Source organism: Jiangella sp. DSM 45060 (assembly GCF_900105175.1).
Lineage (GTDB): Bacteria > Actinomycetota > Actinomycetes > Jiangellales > Jiangellaceae > Jiangella.
On record NZ_LT629771.1, the window covers coordinates 5,514,231 to 5,527,133 of the forward strand.

The window sequence follows — 12,903 nt, forward strand, 5'->3', positions numbered from 1 at the left end:
GGTCAGAAGATCTTCAGAGCCGGCAGCGGCACCACCAGCTGGCCACCCCACTCGCGCACGTACTCCAGCTGCGCGGCGATCTCGGTGCGCAGGTTCCACGGCAGGATCAGCACGTAGTCGGGCTTCTCCTCGGCCAGCCGCTCGACCGGGTGCACCGGGATGTGCGTGCCGGGCAGGAACTTCCCGTGCTTGAACGGGTTGCGATCGACGGTGAACGCGAGCAGGTCCGACCGGATGCCGCAGTGGTTGAGCAGCGTGTTGCCCTTGCCGGGCGCGCCGTACCCGGCCACCGTCGCGCCCTTGCGGGAGCATTCGACGAGGAACTCGACGAGGTCGTTGCGGACGTCGGCGACGGCGACGCTGAAGCCGGCGTGGCCCTCCAGCGTGTGCAGCCCGGCAGCGGCCTCGTCGGCGAGCACCTTCGCGACGGCCGCGCTGGGCGCGCCCGCGTTCTCGGACGGCGTCGACCACGTGCGCAGCGAGCCGCCGTGCGTCGGCAGCTCGTCGACGTCGACGACGGTGAGCCCGGCGGCCGCCAGTACCCGCTGCGTCGTCAGCAGCGACAGGTACGAGTAGTGCTCGTGGTAGATGGTGTCGTACTCGCGGCCCTCGACCAGCCGGAGCAGGTGCGGGATCTCGATGCTGACGTAGCCGTCGTCGGCCACCAGCGCCCGCAGCCCCTTGGCGAAGTCGACGATGTCGGGCACGTGCGCGAACACGTTGTTGGCGACGACGAGGTCGGCCCGGCCGTTGGCCGCCGCCACCTCGGCGCCGGTGGTCTCGCCGAGGAACCGCACCTCGGTCGGGATTCCCTTGTCCAGCGCCGCCTGCGCGACGTTCGCCGCCGGCTCGATGCCCAGGCAGCGGATGCCGCGGGCGACCACGTGCTGCAGCAGGTAGCCGTCGTTGCTGGCCACCTCGACGACGAAGGAGCCGGGCCGGAGCCCGAGCCGGTCGGCCGCGCCGTCGACGAACGCCTTGGCGTGCGCCACCCACGAGTCGCTGTAGGAGGAGAAGTACGCGTAATGCGTGAAGATCTCCTCGGCCGGGATGTAGGCCGGCAGCTGCACCAGCAGGCACTGCTCGCAGACCCGGACGTGCAGCGGGTAGAAGGTCTCGCCGCGGTCGAGCTGATCGGCCTCGAGGATCGCCTCGCACGGCGGCGACATGCCGAGGTCGACGAACGTGTGGCTGAGCTCGGCGCCGCAGAGCCGGCAGGCCGGGGCGCTCATCGCGCCACCTGCTCGACCCGCAGGCGCAGCTCGGTGTCGAGCCGGCCGGAGTCGATCAGCTCGCGGACCCGGGCCAGCCGCACGTACCGGGCGCCCTCGAAGTCGTCGGCGGTGATGCCGATGCGGGCGAAGTCGGCGGACAGCTCGCGGATGCCGTCGGGCACCGTCCACCGCGGCGCGAAGGCCGGCAGCAGCTCGTGGATCTTGGAGAAGTCGACGCGGTAGTCGCGGTGGTCCGGGCCGGCGTCCCTGGCGAACGTCACCGGCACGCCGACGATGTCGGAGACCTGCTCGGCGATGTCGCGGATCTGCATGACGTCCTCGTCGCGGCCGACGTTGAACGCCTGGTCGTGGACGACCTCGCGCGGCGCCTCGAGCGCGGCGAGGAAGGCCCGCGAGATGTCCTCGATGTGCACCAGCGGGCGCCACGGGGTGCCGTCGCTCTGCAGCCGCACCTCACCGCGGGTGTACGCGGTGCCGGTGAGGTTGTTGACGACGATGTCCGCGCGCAGCCGCGGCGACGAGCCGTACGCCGTGGCGTTGCGCAGGTAGGTCGGGCTGAAGTCGTCGCCGGCCAGCTCGGACAGCTGCGCCTCGGCGACGATCTTGCTCTCGCCGTACGGCGTGACGGGGTTGAACGGGGCGTCCTCGGCCACCGGCGCGCTGCCGGCGGCGCCGTACAGCGAGCAGGACGACGAGAACAGGAACCGGGTGACGCCGGCCTGCTTGGCGGTGCGGGCCAGGTACACCGGCGCGGAGGCGTTGACCGCCAGCGTCGCGCCCGGGTTCAGGTGCCCGATCGGGTCGTTCGAGATGGCCGCCAGGTGGATGACCGCGTCGAAGCCGGCGAGGTCGTCGGTGGTGACGTCGCGGACGTCGCCGGACCGCGACTCGCCCGGCTCGAACGCCCCGAAGTCGCAGCCGTCGTACCAGCCGGCGTCGAGCCCCACGACGTCGTGACCGTGGCGGCGGAAGAAGGGAACCAGGACGGCGCCGATGTAGCCACGGTCGCCCGTCACGAGCACACGCATATTGCCCCCCAGGCCCACAGGCCCGTTTGCGGCGTTCCGAGCCCCCCGCCCGGAATACACCTCGAAAGGAGACTATCGGGCAGGTCGGGACACGTCGAGCCGGAGATCAGCAGTCGCGTTGGAAGGCCAGCGCCTTGATCATCGCGCCGTTCTCGTAGAACACCCGGAAGACCTGCTGGGCCAGTCCGTCCTCGCGCACCGTCACCAGATCGAGGTCGCCGTCGAAGCAGCGCTCCAGCCGGATGCGGGCGCGTTCGGCCTGGCTGGCCGCCGTCACCACCACCAGGTGGTCCCAGTCCCGTTCGCGCGCCAGCTCGGCCACCATGCGCGCCTCGCCGCGGGTCGTCGACGGCTCCGGCGTCAGGCAGATCTCCTCCGGGTCGACGTCCAGCGGCTCGCACAACCGCGGGTCCGGCACGAACGTCACGACGACCGGCGCGATGTCGTCGCGGGCGAGGTCCCAGCCGCGGCCCAGCCGGTCGCCGGGGCCGCCCAGGATCACGACGGCGTCGGCCCGCGATGGCGTGTCGGCGGGCGGGAACACGAACAGCCGCAGCTCGACGACGACCACCGCGAGCAGCAGCAACGCGCCCGCCATCACCAGGCGGCGCGGCTTCCCCCCGAGCCGGCGCACGAGAGGGATCGTACGGCGTCGGCTGTCCCGAATGTCGAGTGCGGTCTACCATGAGTCAATCCACCGGGCGCGAGGGGGTTCGACCCGGTGGGCTGATCCGTGGGGGGCCACATGGCGGGGTCGGTTGACGCCTCGACCGTTCCGACGAACACCGCGTCCGCGCGCCACCGGGCGGCCGTCTCGGCCGCGGTGGCCGAGGTCTGCCGTGCGAAAGCGCCGGTGCTGGCCGGCAACGGCGCCGTGCGCGACGCGTTCGTCACGGCCGTGCGCCATCACCGCGTGGCGCCGCTCGCCCACGTGCTGCTGCGCGAGTCCGACCCCGCCGTCGCCGCCGAGCTGAAGGCCGACCGCGACGCCGCGATGATCCGCCACCTCACCGCGTCCGTCGTGCTCGACGATCTCGGCCGCACGCTCGGCGAGCTGCCGTGGGTGACGATCAAGGGGCCGGTGCTGTCCGAGCACGCCCATCCCGCGCCCGGGCTGCGCTCCTACACCGACGTCGACGTGCTGGTGCCGCCGCAGCGGCTGCGCTCGGCGGTCGAGTCGCTGACGGCGGCGGACTGGCAGGTCATCGACTTCCAGGACATGCTCTACAACGTCCAGACCCCGGGCGAGATCCACCTGGTGAGCCCGCGCGGCGTGCTGGTCGACCTGCACTGGTCGCTGATCAACATGCAGCAGACCCGCCGCCAGTTCACCGTCGACACCGGCGAGCTGCTGGAGCGCCGGGTGCGGCGGCCGGTCGGCGGCGCCGCGACGTGGACGCTCGACCTCGCCGACTCGCTGGTCCACGTGTGCCTGCACGCCGCGCTCACCGGCGCGCACAAGATGCTCTGGCTACTCGACGCCGACCAACTCGCGCGTCAGGTGGACGACTGGGACGAGGTCGCCCGGCGGGCCGCCGGCTGGGGCGCGGCGCCGGCGGTGGCGATCGTGCTGGCCAGGTCCCGGGCGTTGCTGGGCACGCCGCTGCCACCCGACCTCGACCGCCGGCTCGGCGTCTCGGCCGGCCTGCGGCTGGTCACCGGAGCCGTCGACCGGTTCCGGCCGGTGTCGGGACTGACGCAGGAGGCGTCGCTGCCGCGACTGGTGGCCCGGTCGGCGCGCTCCAGCGGCGGGCGGACGCTGTCGGCGATCGGTCGGCGCGGGCTGCGCGGGGTCGGCGAGCGGTTGCGGCCGGGTGGGCGGGCCGGCGACGGGGCGCGGCGCGAGCCGGCCGACGCGGCGGCGCTGGCCGCCTACCTGGACGCCGTCGAGGCGCACGCGCGGACGGCGACCTGATGGCGCGGCACGCGGCCGGACGGTCCGGCACCCGGGCCCGAGCGGCGCAGGCGGCGCGCGGCGGCGCACCGTCCCCGTCTCGGCCCGGCTCGGGCGACGCCGCTCTGCCGCCGGTGGCCGACGACCTCCCGCCTCCGCCTCCGGACGACGAACCACCGGTCAGCGACGACTACGTCGACCTCGCGGCGTCGGCGCGGCGGCAGCGGCGGTCGGTGGGCCGGCTGCGGGCGCTGGTCGAGCACAGCATCCGGCTCACGTGGGCCGCGGACCGGCGCGCGTTCGTCGTCACGACGGTGCTGCAGCTGTTCGGCGCGGCCGTCATCGCGGCGCAGGTGCTGATCGTCAAGGCGGTGCTCGACGCCATCCTGGTGGTCGGCGACGGCGGCGGGGTCGGGCCGGTCGTGCTGCCCGTCGTGCTGCTGGCCACCATCACGGCGCTGGTGGCGGTCGCGTCGGCGATCCAGACCAACCAGCAGCGGCTGCTGTCCGAGCTGGTGCTGCGCTCGACCTGGCAGCAGCTGCTGGACGTCGCCGGTGCGGTGGGGCTGCGGGCGTTCGAGTCGCCGGAGTTCTACGACCGGCTGCAGCGGGTGCAGACCAACGCGCTGAGCCGGCCCTACCAGCTCACCCAGGGCCTGGTCGGCCTGGCCGGCGGGCTGGCCGGCTGCATCGGGCTGTCGATCGCGATCGTCAGCTTCGAGCCGGCGCTGCTGCCGATCCTGCTGCTGGCAGGCGTCCCGCTGTTCTTCAGCACCCGCCGCGAGAGCCGCCTGGAGTTCGACTTCGCCGTCGCGCAGACGCCGCGACTGCGGCTGCGTCAGTACCTCGGCCTGGTGCAGACCGGCCGCGACGAGGCGAAGGAGGTGCGGGCGTACGGGCTGACCGGCGCGCTGCGGGCCCGCTTCGACGCCGTCTACTCCGCGTACACCGATGACCTGCGGGTGCACCTGCGCCGCCGCACCCGGCTGGCCGTGGCCGGCAACCTCGCGTCGGCGGTGTTCCTCGCCGCCACCCTGCTGGCGCTGGTCTGGCTGGTCGGCCAGGGCCGGGTCACGCTGGCCGAGGCCGGCGCGGCGATCGTCGCGATCCGGCTGCTGGCCACCCAGGTCGGCACCCTGTTCAAGGGCGCGCAGCAGATCTTCGAGTCGGGGCTGTTCCTCGACGACCTCGACCGGTTCGTGGCGATGCGGCCGGAGGCCGAGCAGGCCGAGTCGGGCGCCCCGGCGCCGGCGTCGTTCGGCGCCCTGCACGCCGACGGCCTCAGCTTCACCTACCCGGGCAGCACGGCGCCGGCGCTGGACGACGTGTCGATCCGGCTGAACGCCGGCGAGATCGTGGCGCTGGTCGGCGAGAACGGCTCCGGCAAGACGACGCTGGCCAAGCTGCTGGCGACGCTGTACGAGCCCGACGGCGGCACGATCCGCTGGGACGGCGTCGACGTCGCGGCGTACTCGCGGCCGGGGCTGCGCCGGTCGGTCGCCGTCGTCTTCCAGGACTTCGTCCGCTACCACCTGTCCGCGCGCGAGAACGTCGGCCTGGGCGACGCCGACCGCATGGACGAGATCGACGCCATCGCGGCGGCCGCCCGCCGGGCCGGCGTCGCCGACGTCATCCAGGACCTCCCGCACGGCTGGGACACCGCGCTGTCGCGGATGTTCAAGGGCGGCCGCGACCTCTCGCTGGGCCAGTGGCAGCGGGTCGCCCTGGCCCGCGCCTTCTTCCGCGACGCCCCGTTCGTCATCCTCGACGAGCCCTCGGCGTCGCTGGACCCGCGGGCCGAGCACGCGTTGTTCCAGTCACTGCGCGACCTGCTCGGCGGCCGGACGGTGCTGTTCATCTCGCACCGCTTCTCCACCGTCCGCACGGCCGACCGCATCTACGTCCTGAGCGACGGCCGGGTGACCGAGCACGGCTCGCACGACGAGCTCATGGCCCGCGACGGCCACTACGCCGAGCTGTTCCGCCTGCAGGCCGCCGCCTACCTCTCCCCCGAAGCGTCGCACTGACCCGTGGGCGACGCGCTGCGCCGAGCCCTCGACCGGCCCGTCCTCCTGGTGCTGTTCGGCACGCTCGGACTGCTGATCGCGATGGCCGCGACGGGTTGGGGCGTCTGGTCACTGGTCCAGGTGGCCAGCCTCGGCGACCTGCGGCCCTGCGACCACGACTTCAGCGGCCGCTGCCTGACCGAGCGCGACGCGCTCGTCGAGGAGCAGTCCTGGAGCGGTGGACGCAGGATGGACACGACCCCGACGTGGCGGCTCGCGATCGACGGGGGGCTGCCTTCGGCCGAGGACACGGATCGTCTGTACATGGAGTTCCGCCCGCAAGACGATCTCGGCGACCTGACGCAGGGGATCCGCGTGACGGTCGTCTTCATCGACCGGGATGCGGCCTGGCTGCGGCTGCCGTCCGGCGCGACGCTCGAGTCGGTGGAACATCCCCGCTATACATGGGCGCCGTCGTTCGGCGTGGCGTTGATGATCGCCGGGCCGAGCCTCTCCGCCATCCTCACCGGCGTCCGAGGCCGGCGCGGCGGCTGGGCGGCACGCACGCCCAGCGCCGGGTACGGCCCCGATCGCTGGTGGCTGTTGTCGGTGGTGGGCCTCGCCGGGTTCGTCGTCCAGCTCGCGTTCCCGCGGCCACCGGCCCGCCTCGTGATCCTCGGCGTGCTGCTGCTCGGCGGGCTCATCGCCCTCGGGCTCTGGCTGGTGCTACCTCGGCGCTCGTCCGGGCGGCATGCCCGCTGACAACGCGCGCGTCACAGTCGCGGGCTCGATGTCACGGCAGCGGTCTTCGGGGCGACGAGGGGACGCCGGAAGCGATAGACATGTGGGCGCGCCGGATCCGGCCGCGGCCCGCCTCCCCGGCCATCACCGCTGACCAGCGCCGGTTTCGATCAGTGAATCGGCGGGCCCGCGGAGACCGGCGCCCAGGCCGTCGAAACCGGGTGAGATGTCGGTAATGTCGGACTTGCCGCGCGTCTCGTGTCTCCCGATGTTTCAACGTGTCACACGTCGGGCGGTGACGCTGCACGATCGTGTGGGGAGTGTCACTCTGGTGACATCTCCACCAGAGTGCGAAGGGACGGCCCATGGCGATCGGGGTGCGCCGAGCGGCCGTCGACCGCGCACCACAGGCCGGCGTGGCGGCCGGTCGGACCAGCCAGGTCCCGGCCGCCACGCCTGATCAACGAAACGGGGAACGAGTCACGTGAGCCAGCCCGCTCAACTTCCGCGCCGCTTCGGCCTGCACCGCCGCTACGACCTCACCGGCGTCTCCGGCACCGGCCTGGTGGCCTACGGCACGCAGTACCCCACCGGCCGCGTCACCCTGGCCTGGTGCTGCTCGGAGGTCCAGTCGGTCGCCGTCTACGACGACATCGACGACGTCCAGCGCATCCACGGCCACGGGGGCCTCACCGAGGTCCGCTGGATCGACCCGCCGGCCGCGCCCGAGCCCACGGCGAGCGCCCACCCGACCGGGTTCACCGTGCTCAACGCGCGGGCCCGCTGCGCCACCGCCGCCCAGCAGACGGCGTAGCTCAGCCCAGCACGACCGGCGCGCCGCGGGCGGCAGACCACGAGGCCGCCAGCGCCACCCGCGTCGCCGCCAGCCCGTCCTCCCCGGTGACGGACGGACGGCGCCGGTGGCGGGCGGCGTCGAGGAACTCCTCGATCATGGCCTGGTTGGCGTCGGACCCCCACGCCGGCCAGTCCAGCCGCCCCGGCGGCGCGCGGTGCACGGTGAGGTGCTGGCTGAAGGCGTCGACCGCGATCGTGCCGTGCTCGCCGACCAGCTCGAGGGTGAGCCCGCCCCAGGTGGGATACCCCTCCGGACGGCTCCAACTGGAGTCGATGGTCGCGAACACACCGCCCGGGTAGCCGAGCATGACCAGCGCCCCGGTCTCGACGGCGACGGTGTCGCGGTGCAGGACCCGGTTGGTGGCCGCGTACACCTCGACCGGGTCCTGACCCAGGTACCAGCGCAGGACGTCGGCCAGGTGCACGACGTGGTCCATGACGGCGCCGCCGCCGGCCAGCACGGGGTCGGCGAACCAGGCGCCGTGCCTCGTGGGCAGCACGCTCTGGTTGGTGCCGGTGCACGCGTAGACCTGGCCGAGCGCGCCGTCGGCGAGCAGCGCCGCGGACTCGCGCAGCGGCGGGCTGAACCGCATGGGGAACGCCGTCATCAGCGGCACGCCGGCCGCGGCGCACACGTCGACGATCGCGCGGGCATCGTCCTCGTTCGTGGCGAGCGGCTTCTCGCAGAGGACGGCGACGCCGGCCGCCGCCGCCTGTTCGACGAGGCGGCGGTGGTGCACCGTCTCGGACCCGACGACGACGGCGTCGACGGCGTCCAGCAGCCGCTCGCGCGAGGAGAACCACGGCACCCCGTGCGCCTCGGCCCAGCGGGTGCCGCGCTCGGCGTCGTCGTCGGTGACGCCGGCCGCCTCTGCTCCGGCGGCCCGGACGTTGCCGACGTAGGCGTCGACGTGCACGTGGGCGGTGGACAGGAACCCGACTCTCATGCGGCCACCTCCACGTCCGCGGGCCGGCCGGTGGCGATCGACCGCCCGATCGCCGTCGCGATGCGCACCGCGGCGAGTGCGTCGTCTGCGGTCACGATCGGCGCCGCGACGCCGCGGACGACGTCGAGAAAGTGCCGCAGCTGGATCGCGTAGGGCGACTCGGCGAGTGGGCTGGACGGCAGCGGCATCGGCCCCGCCGCGGACCCTGCCCGCAGGTTCGGCCGCACCGGCGCGCTGCGGTCGGAGTCGAACTCGAGCAGGCCGCTGGTCCCGGCGATCTCGGCCCGGGTGCGAAACGTCGGCGGCGGCTGCGCCCACGACGCCTCGACGTGGCTGATCGCGCCCGGCGCGTGCCGCAGGATGGCCAGGACGTGGTCGGGCGCGTCGGGGCGAGCGGCCCGGACGCTGCGCGCGTGCACGCCCACCACCTCGCCGGCCACCCAGCGGGCGTAGTCGAGGTCGTGCACCATCAGGTCGAAGCAGAGCCCGCCCGAACGCGCCTCGTCGAGGTGCCACCGGTCGGCCGGGGGCTGGAACGACGCCCGGGTCAGCCGCAGCACGGCCGGCTCGCCGACGGCGCCCGCGTCGACCGCCGCCTTCGCCGCCGCGTATTCGGGGAAGAACCGCACGACGTGGGCGGGCAGCAGCGCCACGCCGGCCTCCCGGCAGACCGCGATCATCTCCGCCGCCTCGCCGGGCGTCCGGGCCAGCGGTTTCTCGCAGACGACGGCGCGCCCGGCCTTGGCCGCGCGGACGGTGACCTCGTGGTGCAGGTCGGTGGGCACGCAGACGTCGACGACGTCGACCTGGTCGAGCAGCTCGTCCAGGCCGGCGCAGACCCGCATGCCGTACTCGTCGGCCAATCGCGTGGGCGGAGCGGACCCGCCCAGCACTGCCGTCAGCCGGGCGTCCGGGCAGGCCGCCCACGCCGCCGCGTGGACGGACCCCATGAAGCCGGCCCCGACGATGCCGATCCGCGTGCGGCTCACTTGATCGCTCCCGACGTCAGTCCGCGGACGAACTGCCGCGAGAAGATGATGAACAGCGCCAGCATCGGCAGCGCCGCCAGCGTCAGCACCGCGAGCACGGCGTTCCAGTCGCTGACGAACTGGCCGAGGAACAGCTGGGTGCCCAGCGTCACCGTGCGGACGCCCTCGCCGGGTGTGAGGATCAGCGGGAACCACAGGTCGTTCCAGATCGGCAGCATGGTGTACACGCCGATGGCGGCCAGGCCCGGCCGCACCAGCGGCAGGGCCAGCGCGTACACCCGGTACTCGCTGGCGCCGTCGATGCGGGCCGCGTCCTTCAGGTCACCGGGCACCTGTTTGAAGAACGCGGTCAGCACGAACACGGCCAGTGGCAGCCCCATCGCGGTGTACACCAGCACCAGTCCGGCCAGCGAGTTCACCAGGTTCAGCCGGACCATGAGGTCGAGGATGCCGACCGTGCCGAGCCGGATCGGGATCATGATCCCCACCGCCATGTACAGCGAGATGACGGTGATGCCCGCGAACCGGTACTCGGCGAGGGCGAACGCGGCCATCGACCCGAGCAGCAGCACCAGGACCACCGTACTGACGGTGACGATGAAGCTGTTGAGGAAGTACAGCTCGAACCGGGCCCGGGTGAAGACCGTCTCGAAGCCGCCCAGGTCCAGCGTCGACGGCGTCGGGAACGCGAACGGCTCCTCGAAGATCGCCTGGCGAGACTTGAACGCGTTCATGACGATCAGCGCGATCGGCCCGCACGCCACGACGACGTAGGCGATCAGGATGAGGTGCGGGACGGCCACGCCGGCCCGCGCCCGCCAGGTCCGGCCCGCCCGCGGCGGCCGCGCGACACCGCGGGGCGGGGTGCTCACAGCGCTCACTCTGGGCTCCTCATAGTTGGTAGCTCTGGATGCGTCGCTGCCAGCCGTAGAAGTACGCCAGCACGCCGGCCAGGATGAGCAGGAACATCATGGTGGCGACGGTGGCGCCCATGGTGCTGGAGCCCTGCTGGAGCTGGAAGCCGAAGAAGGTGCGGAAGAAGAGCGTCCCCATGATGTCCGAGGCGAAGTCCGGACCGGCCAGAGCGCCCTTGACGGTGTAGATCAGGTCGAAGGCGTTCATGTTCGCCACGTAGGTGATGACGGAGACGATGCCGACGGTGGGCAGGATCAGCGGGAACTTCACCCGCCAGAACGTCGACCAGGCGCCGGCGCCGTCGACCGTCGCCGCCTCGATCAGCTCGTCCGGGATGCTGATGAGGACGGCGTAGAAGAGGATCATCGGGATGCCGATGTACTGCCACACCGACATCAGCGCGAGCGTCACCAGGGCGGTGCTCGACTGCCCCAGCAGCGGCGTCTCGACGAACCCCCACACCGGGCTGATGATCAGCTGCCAGATGAACCCGACGATGACGACGCTCAGCGTCGTCGGGATGAACAGCAGCGTGCGGTACGCCGACCGCCCCCGCAGCGTGGGGGCGGCCAGCAGCGCCGCGAGCAGCAGGCCGATCGGGTTCTGGACGAAGAAGTGCACGGCGAAGAACACCAGGTTGTTCCACACCGCGTTCCAGAACGCGTCGGAGAGCAGGTCGTCGGAGAGCAGGTGGACGAAGTTGTCCAGGCCGACGAACGTCTGGACCCCGTCGACCGGGGCGTACAGGCTGAGCCGCAGCGAGTCGAGCAGCGGGTAGACCATGAAGATCGTGTAGATCGCCGCCGCCGGTGCGATGAAGACGACCAGATGGGTGCGGAACCGGCGACGCGGGCGGGCGGCGGGCGTCGGCGCCACGGCCGGCGTGCTCGCGGCCGTGGCGTCGATGCCGATCCCCTCGGGAGGCGCCGAGGTCATCCGTTCTCCTTACTGCTGCGGCTCGTACCAGCGCTCCAGGCCCGCCTGGGCCTGGGCGGCGGCATCGGCCGGCTGGACGGTGCCGTTCAGCACCTGCGCGCTGAGGTCCCAGAGCTGGTTCTCCAGGTTGGGCTCACCGCGCGAGAGGATCTGGTACGAGTTGCGGATGGTCGACTCGCAGTCCTCGCGCCAGCTGAGGAACTCCTGCGCCAGCGGGTCGTCGACCTCGACGTCGTGGTCGGACATCGGGAAGAACCCCGGCAGCTCGTTGGCGTACAGGTCCGCGAACTCGGCCGAGGTGGTCCACTCCAGGAACGTCCTGACCTCGTCCGGGTGCTCGGTGGCCGCGTTCATGCCGATGCCGATGTCGGTGTGGTCGCTGATGTAGCAAGCGTCCTGGCCCTCCGGCAGCGGCGGGCCGAACGCGCCCATCTCGAAGTCCGCCTGCTCGTTGAAGAGCGCGATCTCCCAGGAACCGGCCGGGAAGATCGCCCCGCGGCCGAGGGTGAACATGTTCTGCGCGTCCGGGTAGGTCATCGACTCGTAGCCGCTGGGCAGGAACTCCGCCCACGAGGCCAGCTCGGTGAAGGCGGCGACGTACTGCTCGTCGTCGAACTGCTCGGCCCCGTCGATGAGCGCCTGCCGGCCCTCCTCGCCGTTCCAGTAGTTCGGGCCGATGTTCTGCAGGCCCATGGTCGCCGCCTCCCATTGGTCGGCGGTGCCCATCACCAGCGGGGCGTACGTGCCGTCGGCGGCGATCGTGCCGAGCAGCTCGTGGAACTGCTCCTCCGTCTCCGGCGGCGTGAGGCCGAGCTCGTCGAACGCCGTCTTGTTGTAGAGGAAGCCGTGGATCACCGACGCCATCGGGACGCAGAACGACTCCGAGCCGTCGTCGGTCGACCACGCGGCCCGGGCGACGTCGCCGAAGGCGTCCATCCCCTCGAGGTCGGTGAGCGAGGCGAGGTGGCCCTCCTCGAACAGGCGCAGGGAGACGTCGAACGGGCGGCAGGTGATGAGATCGCCCGCCGTGCCTCCGGAGAGCTTCGCGTCGAGCGCGGCGTCGTACTCGTCCGGCGCCGTCGGCTGGAACGTCACCCGGATGTTGGGGTGCTGCTCGTGGAACGCGGGCAGGATGACGTCCTCCCAGATGGCGAGGTCGTCGTTGCGCCAGCTCTCCATGACCAGCGTGACCTGGCCGCCGCTGCTGCCGCCGCCGTCGTCGCCGTCGGCGGCGTCGGTGTTCTCCCGCGGATCGGAACTCTCGCCGCAGGCAGCGAGCACCAGGACCGCGCACACGGCCGGTGCCAGCCGGCCGAGTCGGTTCGACATGAGATCTCCCGTGAGGTTCGAGGGGTTG

At 72.5% G+C, this 12,903-nt stretch carries 12 protein-coding genes; 4 read left to right on the top strand and 8 right to left on the bottom strand.

Translation table 11 applies throughout. From position 1 onward, the window contains the following. Positions 1 to 2: 2 nt before the first annotated feature. From BLU82_RS24520 to BLU82_RS24530, 3 genes are all read right to left on the bottom strand, one after another. A complete protein-coding gene (locus tag BLU82_RS24520; RefSeq protein WP_092623616.1) occupies positions 3 to 1,232 on the bottom strand; it encodes a class I SAM-dependent methyltransferase in 1,230 nt (409 codons plus the stop codon). Beyond that, positions 1,229 to 2,251, bottom strand: coding sequence for an NAD(P)-dependent oxidoreductase (locus BLU82_RS24525; RefSeq protein ID WP_231947577.1), 1,023 nt, complete (start codon positions 2,249 to 2,251; stop codon positions 1,229 to 1,231). Before BLU82_RS24525 ends, BLU82_RS24520 begins: the two co-directional genes overlap by 4 nt. 118 nt (positions 2,252 to 2,369) lie before the next feature. Continuing rightward, positions 2,370 to 2,897, bottom strand: a complete 528-nt coding sequence (locus BLU82_RS24530) for a YdcF family protein (RefSeq protein ID WP_092623618.1) — start codon at positions 2,895 to 2,897, stop codon at positions 2,370 to 2,372. Positions 2,898 to 3,008: 111 nt separating this feature from the next. On the opposite strand from BLU82_RS24530, the gene BLU82_RS24535 reads away from it, so the two are divergent. The 4 genes from BLU82_RS24535 (at position 3,009) to BLU82_RS24550 (ending at position 7,718) form a co-directional block, all read left to right on the top strand. After that, entirely contained in the window at positions 3,009 to 4,178 is a 1,170-nt protein-coding gene (locus BLU82_RS24535) for a nucleotidyltransferase family protein (protein WP_092623619.1), read from the top strand. Then, positions 4,178 to 6,184, top strand: a complete 2,007-nt coding sequence (locus tag BLU82_RS24540) for an ABC transporter ATP-binding protein (RefSeq protein WP_172885696.1) — start codon at positions 4,178 to 4,180, stop codon at positions 6,182 to 6,184. The genes BLU82_RS24535 and BLU82_RS24540 overlap by 1 nt, the downstream gene beginning before the upstream one ends. A gap of 3 nt (positions 6,185 to 6,187) precedes the next feature. Next, the gene (locus tag BLU82_RS24545; RefSeq protein ID WP_092623620.1) at positions 6,188 to 6,925 is read left to right on the top strand and encodes a hypothetical protein; all 738 of its coding nucleotides are present in this window, start codon (positions 6,188 to 6,190) and stop codon (positions 6,923 to 6,925) included. A 463-nt stretch (positions 6,926 to 7,388) separates the two neighbouring features. After that, on the top strand, positions 7,389 to 7,718 hold the full coding sequence (locus tag BLU82_RS24550) for a hypothetical protein (RefSeq protein ID WP_197682438.1): 330 nt from the start codon (positions 7,389 to 7,391) through the stop codon (positions 7,716 to 7,718). Between the two features lies 1 nt (position 7,719). Here the strand turns inward: BLU82_RS24550 and BLU82_RS24555 are convergent, their stop codons facing one another. The 5 genes from BLU82_RS24555 to BLU82_RS24575 are packed head-to-tail and all read right to left on the bottom strand — an operon-like array spanning position 7,720 to position 12,875. Further along, positions 7,720 to 8,706: a Gfo/Idh/MocA family protein gene (locus BLU82_RS24555; RefSeq protein WP_092623621.1), complete on the bottom strand. Its 987-nt coding sequence runs from the start codon at positions 8,704 to 8,706 to the stop codon at positions 7,720 to 7,722. Then, complete coding sequence (locus BLU82_RS24560; protein ID WP_092623622.1) at positions 8,703 to 9,695, bottom strand: Gfo/Idh/MocA family protein; 993 nt, start codon at positions 9,693 to 9,695, stop codon at positions 8,703 to 8,705. Before BLU82_RS24560 ends, BLU82_RS24555 begins: the two co-directional genes overlap by 4 nt. Continuing rightward, entirely contained in the window at positions 9,692 to 10,576 is an 885-nt protein-coding gene (locus tag BLU82_RS24565; protein ID WP_092623623.1) for a carbohydrate ABC transporter permease, read from the bottom strand. Before BLU82_RS24565 ends, BLU82_RS24560 begins: the two co-directional genes overlap by 4 nt. Positions 10,577 to 10,586: 10 nt before the next feature. Further along, the gene (locus tag BLU82_RS24570) at positions 10,587 to 11,546 is read right to left on the bottom strand and encodes a carbohydrate ABC transporter permease (protein ID WP_092623624.1); all 960 of its coding nucleotides are present in this window, start codon (positions 11,544 to 11,546) and stop codon (positions 10,587 to 10,589) included. A 9-nt stretch (positions 11,547 to 11,555) separates the two neighbouring features. Beyond that, on the bottom strand, positions 11,556 to 12,875 hold the full coding sequence (locus BLU82_RS24575; protein WP_092623625.1) for an ABC transporter substrate-binding protein: 1,320 nt from the start codon (positions 12,873 to 12,875) through the stop codon (positions 11,556 to 11,558). Positions 12,876 to 12,903 lie beyond the last annotated feature (28 nt).

Bases quoted from the DNA above. Each gene is read 5' to 3' on its own strand.
- BLU82_RS24520 (WP_092623616.1), bottom strand. From the start codon at position 1,232: ATGAGCGCCCCGGCCTGCCGGCTCTGCGGCGCCGAGCTCAGCCACACG.
- BLU82_RS24535 (WP_092623619.1), top strand. From the start codon at position 3,009: ATGGCGGGGTCGGTTGACGCCTCGACCGTTCCGACGAACACCGCGTCC.
- BLU82_RS24540 (WP_172885696.1), top strand. From the start codon at position 4,178: ATGGCGCGGCACGCGGCCGGACGGTCCGGCACCCGGGCCCGAGCGGCG.
- BLU82_RS24555 (WP_092623621.1), bottom strand. From the start codon at position 8,706: ATGAGAGTCGGGTTCCTGTCCACCGCCCACGTGCACGTCGACGCCTAC.
- BLU82_RS24570 (WP_092623624.1), bottom strand. From the start codon at position 11,546: ATGACCTCGGCGCCTCCCGAGGGGATCGGCATCGACGCCACGGCCGCG.
- BLU82_RS24575 (WP_092623625.1), bottom strand. From the start codon at position 12,875: ATGTCGAACCGACTCGGCCGGCTGGCACCGGCCGTGTGCGCGGTCCTG.